Annotated in this window: 20 protein-coding genes; 11 read left to right on the top strand and 9 right to left on the bottom strand. The window is 60.0% G+C overall.

Annotated features, from left to right (window positions below):
* Positions 1-67 precede the first annotated feature (67 nt).
* From OHL16_RS16010 to OHL16_RS16000, 3 genes are read left to right on the top strand one after another with little or no spacing between them, the layout of a single operon-like run.
* Positions 68-679: an RNA polymerase sigma factor gene (locus OHL16_RS16010; protein ID WP_263368189.1), complete on the top strand. Its 612-nt coding sequence runs from the start codon at positions 68-70 to the stop codon at positions 677-679.
* The gene (locus OHL16_RS16005; RefSeq protein WP_263368188.1) at positions 676-1,221 is read left to right on the top strand and encodes a hypothetical protein; all 546 of its coding nucleotides are present in this window, start codon (positions 676-678) and stop codon (positions 1,219-1,221) included. Before OHL16_RS16010 ends, OHL16_RS16005 begins: the two co-directional genes overlap by 4 nt.
* A gap of 31 nt (positions 1,222-1,252) precedes the next feature.
* Entirely contained in the window at positions 1,253-1,921 is a 669-nt protein-coding gene (locus tag OHL16_RS16000; RefSeq protein ID WP_263368187.1) for a Spy/CpxP family protein refolding chaperone, read from the top strand.
* Between the two features lie 40 nt (positions 1,922-1,961).
* On the opposite strand, the gene OHL16_RS15995 is transcribed toward OHL16_RS16000, so the two are convergent.
* The 6 genes from OHL16_RS15995 to OHL16_RS15970 form a co-directional block, all read right to left on the bottom strand.
* Complete coding sequence (locus OHL16_RS15995; protein WP_263368186.1) at positions 1,962-2,417, bottom strand: LIC_13387 family protein; 456 nt, start codon at positions 2,415-2,417, stop codon at positions 1,962-1,964.
* Positions 2,414-2,902: an SRPBCC family protein gene (locus tag OHL16_RS15990; protein ID WP_263368185.1), complete on the bottom strand. Its 489-nt coding sequence runs from the start codon at positions 2,900-2,902 to the stop codon at positions 2,414-2,416. Before OHL16_RS15990 ends, OHL16_RS15995 begins: the two co-directional genes overlap by 4 nt.
* Positions 2,899-3,222: an ArsR/SmtB family transcription factor gene (locus OHL16_RS15985; protein ID WP_263368184.1), complete on the bottom strand. Its 324-nt coding sequence runs from the start codon at positions 3,220-3,222 to the stop codon at positions 2,899-2,901. The genes OHL16_RS15990 and OHL16_RS15985 overlap by 4 nt, the downstream gene beginning before the upstream one ends.
* Positions 3,223-3,412: 190 nt before the next feature.
* Complete coding sequence (recA, locus tag OHL16_RS15980; protein WP_263368183.1) at positions 3,413-4,492, bottom strand: recombinase RecA; 1,080 nt, start codon at positions 4,490-4,492, stop codon at positions 3,413-3,415.
* Between the two features lie 108 nt (positions 4,493-4,600).
* Positions 4,601-4,969, bottom strand: a complete 369-nt coding sequence (locus OHL16_RS15975) for a hypothetical protein (RefSeq protein WP_263368182.1) — start codon at positions 4,967-4,969, stop codon at positions 4,601-4,603.
* Positions 4,970-4,989: 20 nt separating this feature from the next.
* Positions 4,990-6,561 (bottom strand): FAD-dependent thymidylate synthase, encoded by a 1,572-nt coding sequence (locus OHL16_RS15970; protein ID WP_263368181.1) that lies wholly within the window; start codon positions 6,559-6,561, stop codon positions 4,990-4,992.
* Between the two features lie 62 nt (positions 6,562-6,623).
* Here OHL16_RS15970 and fabG point away from each other — a divergent pair, with 62 nt between their 5' ends.
* The 5 genes from fabG (at position 6,624) to OHL16_RS15945 (ending at position 10,527) form a co-directional block, all read left to right on the top strand.
* The gene (gene fabG, locus OHL16_RS15965; RefSeq protein ID WP_263368180.1) at positions 6,624-7,370 is read left to right on the top strand and encodes a 3-oxoacyl-[acyl-carrier-protein] reductase; all 747 of its coding nucleotides are present in this window, start codon (positions 6,624-6,626) and stop codon (positions 7,368-7,370) included.
* A 29-nt stretch (positions 7,371-7,399) separates the two neighbouring features.
* Positions 7,400-8,254 carry a 3-hydroxybutyryl-CoA dehydrogenase gene (locus OHL16_RS15960; RefSeq protein ID WP_263368179.1) on the top strand — a complete coding sequence of 285 codons (855 nt, stop codon included), beginning with the start codon at positions 7,400-7,402 and terminating at the stop codon, positions 8,252-8,254.
* A 170-nt stretch (positions 8,255-8,424) separates the two neighbouring features.
* A complete protein-coding gene (locus OHL16_RS15955) occupies positions 8,425-9,321 on the top strand; it encodes a hypothetical protein (protein WP_263368178.1) in 897 nt (298 codons plus the stop codon).
* 496 nt (positions 9,322-9,817) lie between these two features.
* Positions 9,818-10,279 (top strand): MaoC family dehydratase, encoded by a 462-nt coding sequence (locus OHL16_RS15950; RefSeq protein ID WP_263368177.1) that lies wholly within the window; start codon positions 9,818-9,820, stop codon positions 10,277-10,279.
* Positions 10,276-10,527: a hypothetical protein gene (locus OHL16_RS15945; protein ID WP_263368176.1), complete on the top strand. Its 252-nt coding sequence runs from the start codon at positions 10,276-10,278 to the stop codon at positions 10,525-10,527. Before OHL16_RS15950 ends, OHL16_RS15945 begins: the two co-directional genes overlap by 4 nt.
* Before the next feature lie 82 nt (positions 10,528-10,609).
* Here the strand turns inward: OHL16_RS15945 and OHL16_RS15940 are convergent, their stop codons facing one another.
* Positions 10,610-11,296 carry a PEP-CTERM sorting domain-containing protein gene (locus tag OHL16_RS15940; RefSeq protein WP_263368175.1) on the bottom strand — a complete coding sequence of 229 codons (687 nt, stop codon included), beginning with the start codon at positions 11,294-11,296 and terminating at the stop codon, positions 10,610-10,612.
* A 336-nt stretch (positions 11,297-11,632) separates the two neighbouring features.
* Between OHL16_RS15940 and OHL16_RS15935 the strand changes: the two genes are divergently transcribed.
* The 3 genes from OHL16_RS15935 to OHL16_RS15925 all read left to right on the top strand — a co-directional run bounded on the left by OHL16_RS15935 (position 11,633) and on the right by OHL16_RS15925 (position 14,121).
* Positions 11,633-12,616 carry an MBL fold metallo-hydrolase gene (locus OHL16_RS15935; protein ID WP_263368174.1) on the top strand — a complete coding sequence of 328 codons (984 nt, stop codon included), beginning with the start codon at positions 11,633-11,635 and terminating at the stop codon, positions 12,614-12,616.
* A 110-nt stretch (positions 12,617-12,726) separates the two neighbouring features.
* Positions 12,727-13,206, top strand: coding sequence for a hypothetical protein (locus OHL16_RS15930; protein WP_263368173.1), 480 nt, complete (start codon positions 12,727-12,729; stop codon positions 13,204-13,206).
* A 93-nt stretch (positions 13,207-13,299) separates the two neighbouring features.
* Entirely contained in the window at positions 13,300-14,121 is an 822-nt protein-coding gene (locus tag OHL16_RS15925; RefSeq protein WP_263368172.1) for a rhomboid family intramembrane serine protease, read from the top strand.
* A gap of 135 nt (positions 14,122-14,256) precedes the next feature.
* On the opposite strand, the gene OHL16_RS15920 is transcribed toward OHL16_RS15925, so the two are convergent.
* Positions 14,257-14,661 (bottom strand): helix-turn-helix domain-containing protein, encoded by a 405-nt coding sequence (locus OHL16_RS15920; protein WP_263368171.1) that lies wholly within the window; start codon positions 14,659-14,661, stop codon positions 14,257-14,259.
* 124 nt (positions 14,662-14,785) lie between these two features.
* Complete coding sequence (locus tag OHL16_RS15915) at positions 14,786-15,292, bottom strand: GNAT family N-acetyltransferase (protein ID WP_263368170.1); 507 nt, start codon at positions 15,290-15,292, stop codon at positions 14,786-14,788.
* Positions 15,293-15,311 lie beyond the last annotated feature (19 nt).

Here is a 15,311-nt window from a genome sequence, read left to right as displayed (position 1 = left end):
CTACTTGGGCCGTCTAGCTCTACAGTTGGCGGCAATACCAATTCGGGAGCCGAGTACGTCCGAGCCTATGACATCCCACGTCCTTGTCACCGAGGGCCTTACCTCCCTCAACGAAAGCTCCGCCGCGCAGACCTCTGCGACCCCGTTCGACGACATCGACGCCGTCGTCGCCACCTACGAGCAGCGCATCTTCCGCTTTATGCTCGTCTCCCTGCGCGACCGCGACGCCGCCCAGTCCCTCACTCAGGACACCTTTCTTCGCGCCTGGATCTCCCGCGCCAGCTTCCGCGGCGACTGCGCCATCTTCACCTGGCTCATGCGCATCGCCATCAACCTCCTCCGCGACCACACCCGCACCGACCGCTTCCGCTTCTGGAAGCGAGCCAGCGCCAACGCAGTCGACGTTTCCGACGTAGCCCAGCATCTCCCGCTGTCCGAGAGCTCCCTCGAGTCCCGCCTCATCGCCAGCGAGCAGATGACCCTCATCTGGGACTCCGTCGCCCAGCTCTCCAGCCGCCAGCGCGACATCTTTCTCCTGCGCTTCGTCGAGGACCTCTGCCTCTCCGAGATCGCCGAGATCACCCATCTCCCCATCAGCACCGTCAAAAGCCACCTCTACCGTGCCCTCACCACCATTCGAGCCCGGCACACCGATCAAAAAATTAAGGAGGCAAAATGACCTCGCACCTCACTCCCCATCTCACGCACGAGCAGCTCTGCGACATCCTCCTCGCCTGCGCGCCGCATCCCCTCTCGAGCGACTACGCCGCCCTCCAGCAGCATCTCCGCTCCTGCCCGGCCTGCTCCGACGAGATCGCCCGCCTCGACCATTCGCTCAAGCTCTTCCGCGAGGCCTCCACCACCCACGCCCGGCAGCAGCTTGTCGAGATTCACGCCAACCAGGCCGCCTGCCATTCCTCCGTCTTGCCCTCGCCCCGCACGGTCTCGCGCCCGCTTTACTGGGCCTGCGCCGCCGCCCTCGCGCTCACCGTCCTTGCGCCGCTCGGCCTACGGCATCGGCACGTCACGCCGTCTCCCTCGCCTGCTGCCGTCAACGCACCGGCTCGCACCCAGGAATCCGATGAGGCCCTCCTCGAAGAGATCAACCAGGACCTCTCCGCCGCAGTCCCCTCTCCCATGCGCCCGCTGGACGACCCGGCCGCCAGCTCCACCAGATCAGCCTCCGGCTCCGGTGGGAACAAACAGACCAGGGAAAACTAGAAATCCACTTGTCCAGAGAAGGAAGACCCAGATGAAAACCGCCCCCGTCCTGATCGCCACCATCCTCGCATCGCTCTGCTGCCTCCCCGCCCTCGGGCAACAACCCGCTCCAGAGGCTCAAGCACCACCGGCAACCATGCCGGCTCCGCCAGCCCCACCGGATGCGCCCCCTTTGCCGCGTAAATCCCGTGTCCAGACCTACACCCGCGTCATCACAACCGACGGCATGCACTCCAACGAGCGTATCGCTCCTCCGGGAATCTGGTGGAAGAACTCCGACCTCATCCAGAAGCTCGCGATCACGCCCGACCAGCAGAAGCGCATGAACGACATCTTCCAGCAGAGCCGCATCCAACTCATCGACCTCAAGGCCAACGTTGAAAAGCAGGAGGTCACCCTCGAGCCCATGCTCGACGCCAACCCGCCCGACACGAACAAGGTCCTCGCTCAGATCGACAAGATCGCCCAGGCCCGCGCCGAGTTGGAAAAGGCCAACGCCCGCATGCTCCTCGGCATCCGCACCGTCCTCACCCCCGACCAGTGGACCAAGCTCCAGGCGGAAGAGCGCGGGAATCGCAGATTCATGATCATGCACAAAGGCGGCCCGGGAGGATTCGGCGTATTTGGCGGCCCAGGAGGCCCAGACTCCCCAGACGGCCACTTTCGCTTCCAGCCCGGCAACGAGGAACCGCCCCTCTAGCTCAGAAGCAAGTCAGCGAGTCCCAACGTTGAGACACCAGTCAGCGAGTCAGCAACTCCGCCGCTGACTTGCTGACCCGCTGACCCGCTAGGCCAGGCGCGGCCACACCCAGACAAGCAGCAATCAGCAGCTCTGTAATCACCGGCCCTAGAAAGAAATGTCCCCACGACACCACTGCCAAGGCCACATATCCAACCGCAAACACCAGCACCACAGGCCGCAGCCGCACTCCCTCCGTCTTCGCCAGCCCTCCCAGCAGCCAGAAGACCACTGCTTCCAGCGTCAGCAGAACGGTCACTACCAGCCCCATCCCGCGATAGAAGGTCCAGAAGCTGCGCACATTCCCGAACACCACAAACGTATTCGCCTTCATCGCGGTCGCCGCTACGGTCTGGGGCCCCGGGTCCTGCGCCCCGTAGACCCCGCCGACCGTATGCAGCACCGCATGAATCAGCGTCAGCACCGCGGCCACTCGCAGCCACGCCGCCGGCCTCATAGCTCGCTCTCCAACTCGGCTCTCTTCGCGAACTCCCTGAGTGTCTGCTCCCACGCATCCGCGGATTCAAGCATCTTCTTGAGCTGCTCCCAGCCCTCGCCATGCCGCTCCAGGTGCGAGTGCTCCAGCTCCACCAGCGTTCCCTCTGTCTCAGGCGTAAACCGGATCGCCACCTCGCTCGCCTTCGCCATGTCCGGATCGAACTTCCAGCTCGGCCCCAGATGCCACGAGAACGTCACCAGCCGCGGAGGATCCCACGCCATGACCTTACCCCAGTCGCACTCCTTACCATTGCCGTCGCGCTCATACCACCGCCCGCCAACCTTCGGCTCGACAAAGATCGCCTCAAACGCTGCCTCCCCAATGTGGTGTTCCGGCGGCCACCAGGTCTCCATCTGTTCCACAAATACTGAAAACGCGCACCCCACAGAAATAGGCACGCGAACACTCTTCCGCACGACCGTACTTACTACCGTCTCGCTCATCGCCTCTCTCCTTTTTCTGACGCTTCTACAGCTCGCTGAAACCCACTCATAGCCCGCTCCCACACCTGGTCGAAGTGCGCCCGCAACCGGGCCACTCCCTCCGGATCAACCTGATACAGCCTTCGGGTCCCGTTCTTCCGGTCCGTCACGAGTCCGGCCTCCTTCAGCACGCGCAAGTGCTGCGAGACCGCCGGCCGGCTCACCGGCAGCGTCGCCGCCAACTCGTTAACCGCCAGCGGCCCCTCGGCAAGCCTCTGAAAGATGGCCATCCGAGTACCATCTCCCAATGCCTCCAATCCGGCTTGTAGGTAAGCATTCACTTACCGTAAGTAATAGCTTACGATTTCCAGGACTGTCAAGCGTTTCTACTGAAGATTCCTGTCAAAACCCCAAACCGCCCATCTCACACAAAACAGACAACATCGCCTTGGAGCAGTTTCCGGGAGGGGTGGAGGTGGCCCTCAAAAACAAAAGGCCCCGCCATAGGCAGGGCCCTTCTCACAAACTCGACTACCGGCGGCTCTTCACAACTTCCTGCGCCGCTGCAGCACCGTTCACCGGCGCCGCCGGAACTTCCGGAACATCCTTCCCGCCTGCGATGTTCAGCTTCTTGCGAAGCTCGGCGTCGATGCGCGCAAAGACGTCCTTGTTCTCCTTCAGGAAGCCGCGAACGTTCTCGCGTCCCTGTCCGATGCGCTCGCCCGAGTAGCTGTACCACGCGCCGCTCTTATCCACGATGTTGTGGAGAACCGCAAGATCCAGCACATCGCCCTCACGCGAGATGCCCTCGCCGTACAGAATGTCGAATTCGGCATCGCGGAACGGGGCCGCAACCTTGTTCTTCACCACCTTCACTTTGGTCCGCGACCCGGTGACGGTCTCGCCCTCCTTCACCGCGCCGATCCTGCGAATATCGATGCGCACCGAGGAGTAAAACTTCAGCGCCCGGCCACCGGTCGTCGTCTCCGGGTTGCCAAACATCACGCCGATCTTCTCGCGGATCTGGTTGATGAAGATCAAACACGTCCGCGACTTCGCAACCGTTCCCGTCAGCTTGCGCAGCGCCTGGCTCATCAGCCTCGCCTGCAGGCCGACGTGCGAATCGCCCATCTCGCCATCCAGTTCAGCCTTCGGAACCAGCGCCGCAACCGAGTCCACCACCAGCACGTCGATCGCCCCCGACCGAACCAGCGCCTCCGTAATCTCCAGCGCCTGCTCGCCGTAGTCCGGCTGGCTCACCAGCAGGTTGTCCGTGTCCACGCCCAGCTTCTTCGCATACACCGGATCGAGCGCATGCTCGGCGTCCACAAACGCTGCCAGCCCGCCAGCCTTCTGGGCCTCGGCAATGATCTGCAGCGTGATCGTCGTCTTACCCGAAGACTCCGGCCCGAAGATCTCAATCACACGGCCACGCGGCACGCCACCCACGCCCAGCGCCGCATCGAACGAGATCGACCCCGTCGAGATCACCGAGATCGGAACAATCGCCTCCTTCGAGCCAAGGCGCATGATCGAGCCCTTGCCAAACTGTTTCTCCAACTGTGAAAGGGCCGTCTCTATAGCCTTGGTGCGTTCATCAACTGCTGCCACGTTGTTCCGTCTCCTCTGCGGTAAGGGGTCAATCCGGAGTCTAACATCGAATCCGAAGAAAGCAAATAAAAAGCGAATATAAAATGGTGCAGTTTGAATTTGCTTGATTCACTTGGCGACAAAACCATCTGGCGTCATCTCAAAAGTCTCGAAGTCGTAAAGTTTCAACTCATCTATGACCCTGTTCGACGGCAAAGCTCCAACGACAATCAACATTGAAATCCTCTCTCCAGAGGAATAAACACCGTGATGCAAATCAACATTGCCAATGACATTTATGCAGTTATCTTCGGCATCTCCTGCATCTTTGACCTTGAATAGAGTGATTCCACGGAAAGCATTGGACGTACCCTGCAGTTGCCACATCCGTTCCGCCGTGGCCCTGTGGGCTACTGAGTCAATAGCCCAAACTGGCATTTGGTCTGCCATCTGTTCTAACCCAGGATATATAGGATCTAAAACAATCGCGGCTTTCATCTTGCCCACTCCAGCAAAACTTATCTCTTCAGCAAATCCACCGGCTCATTCACATCCTCAATCCTGAAATGCCCTGCCAGCCCAGGATGCCGCTCCGCCACCGCCTTATACATCTCCCAAGCCACGCGCCGATAGCTGAAGTGCCCCGCCACACCCGACCTTAGCTCCGCAATATACAGCGCCTCCGCAAAGTCCATCTTGAACATCGACCGGCACCGAGTCCCCAGCGGAAGCGTATAAGCCGCCGCTTCGGGATGGCCTGCATCGCGCAGCTCGCGATACACCGCAAACGCCGCGTCCATCGCCGCGCTGTACTCAACCTCATGTGCGGCCTCAGCCAGCGTCGGCTGCCCCGCGCAAACCGGGTCCTCGTAGCCATGCGCGTCAGTGTAAGGCTGCAGCAACTGAACGCACCGCCGATGCCGGTGCATATCGCGAAACCCGCCAATATCCATCAAAATATCGAACCGGAAACCCTGCCCCGCGCTGAACGACCGCAGCAGCTCATCGTGCCTTCCGCGATGCCGCGTGCCAAGGTCGATGATCTCCAGTCGCCGCTGCTCGGTCAGCGCGGCGACGTGGCCGCGAATCTGGCGATAGGAGTAATGGCAATGCGGATACAGCAGCGAGGTCGCAAGCTCCACTTCCAGCGGCTCGGCATCATCGAGCAGATCGACGACCGGAGCCGCGAAGATCGGCTGCCCATGCATCAGCTCCGCAGCAGCCTGCGTAAGCTCGCGGCGCGTCGCAGCAAGGTACTCGCTTGCATTCGCATACTTCACCAGCGTCGGAGCCGTCTTCACCGGACGCAGCAGTGTCTCGGCAACGCGCGCTCCACAAGCCTCGTCCACCGACCCGATCTCCTCGCAGAGCGCCTGCGAGGCCGCGTGATACACGTTCCACGCCGGCTCCGTCGCCGCCGCGCGCAGCTTCTCGCCGATCTGCCGCACTTCGGCATGTGGGCTCGTCAGCAGCCGCGAGACCTGCGTCTCCAGCGTCCGTGCATTCACGATCTGGCCCAGCGAGGTATTCGTCGCCAGCGGCAGAAGATACCGCGCGACATCAAACGCTCGAGCCTTCAGGGTGCGCTCGTAGGCTTCAGGCTTCATCGCCTCGGGCCGCGGAATCGCGCCTTTCAGCGCCTCGAGCATCCCGGCGCTGATGCGATCGTAAGCAGCAAACATCGCCTCAACCGAGCCGGTAAACGCAGCAGTCTGCGGGCCCAGTTCCGGCGTGTACCAGCCCGACGCCCGAAAGTTCTGGTACCGCGTCGAGCGCTCCTGCCCATCCCAGCGCTGCTCATCGACCAGCTCGATCGCCGCCAGCAGGCTAAGCCGCTCAATCGCAAAGGGAATATGCGCCAAATCGGCGATCGAACGGTGCCCATACTGGAAATAAAACGTGTTCAGAAACTGCTCCGCACGCTGCGCGCTGATCTCAGCGAGCGACTCCTTCATGCTCAGCGCCGACCGCGAATACTTCGCCATCGCATACGCGAGCACCTCGGGGTCGGCTCCGTGAATTGCGTACACATCGGTTTCGCTGGCTGTCGGGAGCGCTGGTTTTTCGGTCTTCGTCTCGGTCGCGGACATTTGCCACCCAGAATACGTCATCTGGCTCCGTATAATTCTGGTTGCTGTTTCATTGGAGGTTCATGAGCACTCTCGCAGGTCGTATCGCATTGGTTACAGGAGCTTCGCAGGGCATCGGGCGTGCCTGCGCACTCGAACTCGCCCGCCGCGGAGCCCACGTCGCTCTCGCCGCAAGGAACGTTGACAAGCTGAACGAGGTCGCCGCCCAGATCGCCGCCGCAGGCGGAACCGCCCACCCCTTCGCCCTCGACGTCTCCAGCGAAGAGTCCATCAAATCCGGAGCCAAGGCCGTCATTGCCCACTTCGGCAAGGCTGAGATCCTCGTCAACAACGCCGGCATCACCCGCGACATCCTCGCGCTCCGCATGAAGAAGGCCGACTGGGACGATGTCCTCACCACCAACCTCACCGGAGCCTTCCTCCTCACCCAGGCCGTCATGTCCTCGATGGTCAAGAACCGCTGGGGACGCATCATCAACATCACCTCCGTCGTCGGCGAGACCGGCCAGGCCGGCCAGGCCAACTACGCCGCCTCGAAGGCCGGACTCATCGGCCTCACCAAGTCCCTCGCCCGCGAACTAGCCAGCCGGACGATAACTGTGAATGCGGTCGCCCCCGGATACATCGAAACCGCCATGACCGTCGTCCTCACCGACGAGCAGAAGAACGCGATGACCCAGCACATCCCGCTAGGCCGCGCCGGAACCGACCAGGACATCGCCAACGCCGTCGCATTTCTCGCCTCCGAGGAGGCCAGCTACATCACCGGCCACACGCTCGACGTGAACGGCGGCATGTACATGGGTTAATCTTCACAAAACTACAGTCCGAGGGAACTATGTCCAGCATTCAGACCATCGCAGTCCTCGGAGCCGGAACCATGGGAAACGGCATCGCCCATGTCTGCGCCCGCTCTGGCTTCAACGTCCTCCTCAGCGACAGGCACGACGCGTGTCATGATCGTGGCCTCGCGATTATCGAGAAGAACCTCGCCCGCGAGGTCGCCAAAGGAAAATTGACGCAACAGCAGGCCGAGGAGGCCCGCGCCCGAATTACCCCCACGCTCGACCGCGAAGCTTTCAGCGTCTGCGACCTCGCCATCGAGGCCGCCACCGAGCGCTTCGAAATCAAGTCCGAGCTCTTCAAGGAGCTCGACCGCGTCCTGCGCCCCGAGGCCATCCTCGCCTCGAACACCAGCTCCATCTCCATCACGAAGCTCGCCGCTCAGACCAGCCGCCCCGCGCAGGTCATCGGGATGCACTTCTTCAATCCGGTCCCGGTCATGCAGCTCGTTGAGGTCGTCCGCGGCCTGCAAACCTCGCAGGCAACCTTCGATACTGTGCATGCACTCTCAAAGCAGCTCGGCAAAACGCCGGTCGAGGTGAACGATGCCGCAGGCTTCGTCTCCAACCGGGTGCTGATGCCGCTTATCAACGAAGCTATTTTTGCCACGATGGAAGGCGTCGCCACGCCCGAAGCCATCGACCAGGTCTTCCAGCTCGGCATGGCCCACCCCATGGGGCCGCTCACGCTGGCCGACTTCATCGGCCTCGACGTCTGCCTCGACATCATGCGCATCCTCGTCGAGGGCACCGGCGACCCGAAGTACCGCCCATGTCCGCTGCTCATCCGCATGGTCGACGCCGGCTGGCTCGGCCGCAAATCCGGACGCGGCTTTTACACCTACACCTGATATCTCTTGTATCTCTCGTTTGTCATTCCGCAGCCCAAATCTTTTGATTGTCATTCCGAGCGAAGCCGAGCACAAAACGGATAGGGTGCCCCACATCTCGATTTTGAAATGTGGGTTTGAAAGATGCGCGAGGAAGCAGAGCTCTAAGGTACACTTCGGAGCCATAAACAATGTCGTCACTTCTTTCTGCCAGATCAACATCACGATTCCTTCTCGGCCTTCTACTCCTGCTCACGCCAAACCTTCACGCAGCCGACACCATCGCCTCTTCCCTCAAAACAGACCTTCTCGGCAAGCAACTCTTCCTTAGAAACTTCTCCGCCGATAAAGAGCAGAAGTTCATCTGGAAAGACGATCACCTCGAAGAGACAACGACCGTCAGTGTCCACGCCCTCATCGCCTTCGTCCCTCACAAAATCACAGGCGACGATACCGCAGTCACCATGCACGGCAAATGCTTCATCGCGGTCTTAGACAGCGAGACACAGAAGATCGTCCTGTCCGCATATCCTCAGGAGACAATCGTCAAAATCACATTCCAACAGGCGCCCACGGCAGAAACCGCGCAAAACGTCGAGGATCCTCTTTTCTTCCCCGACGCTGCGGCCGCCGCTAAAGCAGTTCCTCCCGTTTGGAGAGGTCTTGTTCCCCTCGGAGCCGAAACACTCCACACACAAACCGGCCTGCTCGTCGAAACCACAAATGGTTGGAAACGCGTAGCAGGTGACGACCCTAATCTGCATCGCCCGACCGCTCTTGATCACGACGGCAACCCCATAGAAAAACCAAGTGACCCTATTCCACCCAACGGCTTTGCCAAACTGACCGATTTTCATCGGGGAGCCTTGGCCGCGCTGATCGACGTCTCCGGGAGAGTCAGAGACATCTGGATTCTCAGCCCAACGCAGAACATGGATACGACTGCCCGCTTTGTAGAATCCATTCAAAATACGAGATTTCAGCCAGCCCAATGGCAAAATCAATCAGTCCGGTGCATCCTTCCGAGCATTACCTCCGTCAGAGCCTTCACCGACCGTTACGCAAACAGCAAATCATTGTATAACTGATACTTACAGAATCAGCTCATCGTTTTTCCATGCAAATCTGCATGTCAGGAAACTCATTTAACTAATCCACAGCCACCACGCCTATACCCCTTTTAAAACAGTTACTTAGAAGTTTTTCCATCAAATCCCCCAGCAAAATCCCCTGTCAAGCCCAAAAACCACCCAACAAACTGAAAACAAACCGGATAGCGATGGCATACCAGTTGTCCGAATTTGCTAAAATAGAACTAGATCAGAAAGAAGAAAACCCCCGGGCACTTGTCCGGGTTTTCTTTTTTTCAGCTCCTAAGTCATTTGCTTTCTATATTTTGACTGTTATCCCATTTGTTTCGAATATTTTACCGTGTGGGGAAAATGCATCTTGATGAAACCAGTGAATTTAGCGCAAAGTGAGGGGGAGGGGGGGTACCCTTCTGAAAACCGGCGAGACACTTGCGCTGCTCCAGCATCTACCTCATAAACTTATCCATCAAACTCATCAACGAAAGCAGGACCAATGTCGAACGAGCTTTACTTTGAAGACTTCTACGTAGGCCAGAAGATGAACTCCCTCGGCGCCGCCAAGGTCACCGCCGACGAGATCAAGGAGTTCGGCCAGAAGTACGACCCGCAACCCTTCCACCTCGACGAGGCCGCCGGCGAAGGCTCCTTCTTCAAGGGACTCGCCGCCTCCGGCTGGCTCACTGCCGCCATCGTCATGCGCCTGCGCGTGCAATCCATCACCGTCGCCGGAGGCATGATCGGCGCCGGCGTCGAGGAGATGCGCTGGACCACGCCCGTGCGCCCAGGCGACACCATCCGTACCGAGATCGAGGTCGTCGGCGTCCGCCAGTCCAACTCGCGCAAAGACTACGGCGTCGTCCGCACCCGTACGCTGGCCTTCAACCAGAACGACGAGGTTGTGCTGCGATCCACCGTCAACTTCCTCGCACCCCTGCGCCATCCCGTCCAGTCATGACCGACGCCGAGCGCGCGTTTCTCAAGACGCAGATCGATCACGTGGTCGTCCTCGAAACCGTTCGGGGCGAGCGCCTGCTCGCGCAGATCCTCTTCGTCTTCGACGAAGGCGAGACACCCGACCTCTTCTTTCTCGAGGTCGAGCCTGCGCCCGACGGATCCTACGTGAAGAAGGAGAACGCCGGGCACTCCATCCTGCTCTCCGACATCATCACAGTGCAGCCGCCTCCATCAGCGACGCGCGCCTGAGGAATCGACCACACAGACAAAGCCCCGGGCAATCTCCAGAAGGAGAAGCGTCCGGGGCTTTTGTGATTGAAGTCGGTTGATCTTACTGACGGCTGCGAGCCGGTGCCATCCGCACGCGGACGAGTCCGCCAAGCGTTGTCAGGCCGGTTCCAAGGAACAGCAGGGTCGACGGTTCAGGAACAGGAGTCGGTCCCGGATCTCCCGGAGTTCCCGGTCCAGGCGCTCCGATGTTGCCCGTTCCTGATCCAGCAGCCTGATCGAGACCGACAACGTCAACCCCGAAGGAGTACGAACCGTTCGAGACAAAGCTGGCTTCGGTCAGACCAGTTCCAGTCAAAAGGAAGCTAAGCGTCTGCGTCGGCGTCCCGGTCGCTCCCTTGGCACAGGTCGTGCACTTGAAGGCGTACGTGAAGCTGCCCAGCCCCGCATCGGTGTAAGAGCCAGGGCTCTGCAGGGCAAATGTCTGCGACGTTGGGCCGCTGGTGATGTTCGACGCGGTTACGGAACCCGACACGCCGCTCAGGTCGAAGACGAGAGCCCAGTGGTTGCTGTCCGGAGCCTGGCGGAAGCTGTAGTCGCTCGTCAACGTCACCGTGACCTCGACCTCGTTAGTTGTGACCTGGCTAAGATCGACCGTTCCAGCCGGAAGAACATTGCATCCAGAGGAGCATGTACTGTGAGTCAGTTCGAAGATCGTATCTGCATGAGCGCAAGCGGATGCGACGCCGAACACCAAAGCCAGAGAGCCTGCAAGAATTGACTTTTTCATCAAAATGAATCCCTTTCCCGTTGTGAAGAGTTAAGAGCACGCCTCACCCCGAGGGGCCTCTATCTCCTTTATTGCGTTTGGCATACTTCCATGCACTTCAAGTGCCTTTTCGATCATCTCCGGAGATTATTCATTTATGTCATTGCAAATAAATGGCTTGCGCTCACACGCGTCCGTTCCCCAAGAGACTGCTGAACATGCAATCGAAAGCACATTTGAGGGAGAAGAATTCGCCACACCGAGGGAAAAGAAATTCCCCTTCGGTCTCTCCGGTATTGGGTACCGGCTTATGTACCGTCCTGATATCTCCACAGCAGAAGGGGGTATCGTAGAAGAATGATGCGCATGACAGTGCTCGCCTCCGGCTCCAAGGGCAACAGCACCGTCATCTCTTCCTCGCGAACCCGCGTTCTTGTCGATGCCGGCCTCTCCTGCCGCGAGCTCCTCAAGCGCATGGCGCTCTCCGGAGAAGACCCCGCGACCCTCAATGCCGTCCTGATCACCCACGAGCACCAGGACCACGTCGCCGGTCTCGGCGTGCTCGCCCGCAAGCTGGGCATCCCGGTCTACTTCACCGAGCCCACGCACCGCGCGTGGGTCCGCATGCTCACCCCGCGCAAGACCATGTCCTATGCGCAGTGGCTCGAGCACGTCCAGCGCGAGAAGGCTGCCCGCGCAAACGCCGCGACAGGCGATCCCCTTCCCGGGGTCTGTGACAGCATGTCCGCGGCCGTCGAGTCCTCCGGAACTGCGGAGCCGCAACTCGATGACCCCGACGAACCTGAGAGCTCCGCGCCTACAAAGGCCGACCCCACGTTTCTTCCCGCCGTCGAGTACTTCCACGCCGGCGCGCAGTTCTCTATCGGGGACATCGACATCACCCCCTTCACCATCCCACACGACGCCACCGATCCCTGCGGCTTCGTCTTCTCTGCCGAAGGTTCACGCATGGCGATCGCGACAGACCTCGGCTACATGCCTCCGAACGTCAAGGCTGCGCTACGCCGCATCGATGTGCTTCTGCTCGAATCCAACCACGACCTCGAGATGCTCAAGGACGGCCCCTATCCGTGGTCGGTGAAGCAGCGCGTCCTCTCCCGCGTCGGCCACCTCTCGAATCTCGCCACGGCCGAATTCCTCCAGAACGACTACGACGGCACCGCCAGCTTCATCGTCCTCGGACATCTCTCGGAGTCGAACAACGCCCCGGAGCTGGCCCGCCTATCCGCTGAACAAGCTCTGGTTAACCACCCCACACTACTCGGAAATCGCGTTCTGCTGGCTGGCCAGTCCGCTCCGCTGGAGCCGATCTGTCTCTAAATTGGAGCCTTCGGGACCCGCTACCAGGTAACCACCCCTGATGCTGCAGAGCGAATCTTTTTCTCTCCCCGGCGCTATCAAACCAAGGTAAAATGAAGTCGTACAAAACAATGAATAAATCACGGTTCGCCAATCGCCGCATGCGCTCAACCTCCTGCATTGACCAGGTGGTTGGCGGCATTCTTTCCGGCTGGCGCTATGACATTTCAGGCCTTTCACCGGCCATGCGCACCGACTACGAGCAGCATCTCTCCGACTGCGGCCACTGCCGCCACCGCCAGCGTGTCGCCCGCACCATCGACCTTCTACTCATCAGCGTAAGCACACTCTCCATCGTTGCCTTCATGCTTGCTGTCGTCGTCATCCGTCGCGTCGAGATCGCCACTCACATTGCGCGAGTACAGGTTCACCTCAACCAGGCCCACGCGGTTGCCGTCTCGCTAGAGGCCGTCGCTATTACCGGCCTCGTCCTCTCCGCGCTCCTCTGGGTCTTTGTGGCAATCGCCACACCGCTTCCCGGCTTCTTGGGAGATTTCGTCCAACAGCGTCTGCCGGAAGACCTTCGCGAGCGATTCACAAAAGCAGCTTAGCCAGCGGGACCTCCTCATGATCGAGGTCCATCAGCGTTTTGACCCTCCGCTAGGCTGTAGTCCCGTTTTTGCGATAGCGTAGTAGACACACCCATGTCAGTTTCCCCGCAACCTGAAGGCGAGATCATTCCGCCTGACCCCTACGCCGGCACCAGCCCTAACTCCGACTATGCCCAGCAGACACAGCCCCGCCCTCGCGGACGCAGTACGCTCTCGGCTCCAGGAACCTATCTGCTCGTCGGCATCAACTGTGCCGTCTTTCTCTGGATGGTGATGCACGGCGTCTCGCCCAGCGATCCAACGACGGATCAGCTCAAACACTTCGGCGCAACAAATGCCTGGCTCGTTCTGCACGGACAGTGGTACCGTCTGCTGACCGCCACCTTCGTCCACGTCGGACTGATTCACATCGCCACCAACATGTGGTGTCTGTGGAATCTCGGCCTTCTTGGTGAGCCTCTTCTCGGTCCCCTCGGCATGGTCGCCGTCTACATGCTCACCGGGATCGCCGGCAACTTGCTCAGTCTCTGCTACAACGTCCTCACGCGCGACGATATCTCGGTCGGCGCAGGAGCGTCAGGCGCCGTCTTCGGAATCGCTGGCATCCTCATCGTTTTGCTGTCAAACCATAAACTGCCGATCCCAGCCTTTGAGCTCAAGCGTCTACGCCGCTCCGTCATTCAGTTCGCACTGCTCAACCTTGTCATTGGCCTCGGAACGATTCTTCTTCCCGTCATCCGCATTGACAACAGCGCCCACGTCGGAGGCTTCCTTTGTGGCCTCGCCCTCGGGGTTCCTCTTGTGCCGCGCATGACAAGCGGACGCACCCGTTACCTCGAGCGCCAGAAGCTGACCTTCGCCGGCGCCGCCTTCCTTCTCGCTCTCTTCGGCTACTGGATCGCCAATCTCCGGTGAAGGAGGGAGTAGGGAGTAGTGAATAGGGAGTAGAAAGCATGAAGGAAGGCCATTTCGGCCTTCCTTCATTTTTGCTGGTCGATCCTGTGATTTGTGATCTCGCGTGGTCTTTACTACTCCCTATTCACTGCCTTATCAACTCAGCGTCGTCTGAGCAAACTTCCTGACCATCGCCAGCAACAACCTGCGGTCGCTCTCGCTCAAGTTTGCGGAGTAGCGCTGCACCTGCGTCAGGAAGCGAATCTCATCCTCGTTCAGATGGAGAGACGACATCTCCTTCGCCACGACCTCTTCGGCGAAGAACTCGGCCAACTGCAGATCGAGCGCCCGCGCGATCTTCTGCAACGTCTCGAGCGAAGGCACCGTGTGCCCATTCTCCACGCGCGACAGATAACACCGCAGCAGTCCCGTCCGCTTCTCGATGTCGCCCTGCGACATCCCCTTCTGCAGCCGGTAACCCCGAATCGTCGTACCGATGTTAATCGCGATAGAGAGGTCCTCGACTGCTTCGCTCTCCATATTGCCGGGAATTGTTTGCATGTCAGCCATTAGCCACAAAGTAAACATGCGCAATGACTTGGTCAATCCCTAAGTTGGCTAAGTCTCAAAATCCTGTACCTGCGCAGGTTCGTCCTTAGCCAGTTACCGGACAAACCATGAACTTTTACTTGAAGTTGGCCAGGCTCTTCCGAAGAAAGACGAGATTCGCGACCGGGTTCTGGTTGTACCGTTCTACCCGCTCAAAACCCATGGCCGCATACATCCGGTTAGCCTCGGGCATGGCCGCCGGAACCGTATCGAGATACATCGCCTCAAATCCTGCACGTCGCGCCCACGCCAATGCCTCCTCCGCCAGACGCCGACCGAGCCCAGTGCCGCGAAATCTCGTATCCACCCACAGCCGCTTCATCTCGCAGGCGCGGGCCTCGGGAACAGCCGTGGAAGGGATCGCCTTCAACGCAACACATCCGGCTGGCGTCCCATCGACCGTCGCCAGAAGCAGAACCAGATAAGGGTTCGGCAGGCCTTCGAGTTCCTTTGCGTAGTCTTCCAGGCAGATGCCCGCAGCGCCGTGAGGGTCTGCCGCCAAATGCTCACCGTAGGCCCGCATCAGCTCGCGAACCGCGGCGACGTCGCCCCCGGATGCCGCCCGTATGAGAATCTCCGCCATAAACCGCAGCGTATCACCG

Source organism: Edaphobacter bradus, assembly GCF_025685645.1.
In the GTDB taxonomy this organism is placed as follows: Bacteria; Acidobacteriota; Terriglobia; order Terriglobales; family Acidobacteriaceae; genus Edaphobacter; species Edaphobacter bradus.
This window is presented reverse-complemented; position numbering and strand designations above follow the sequence as displayed.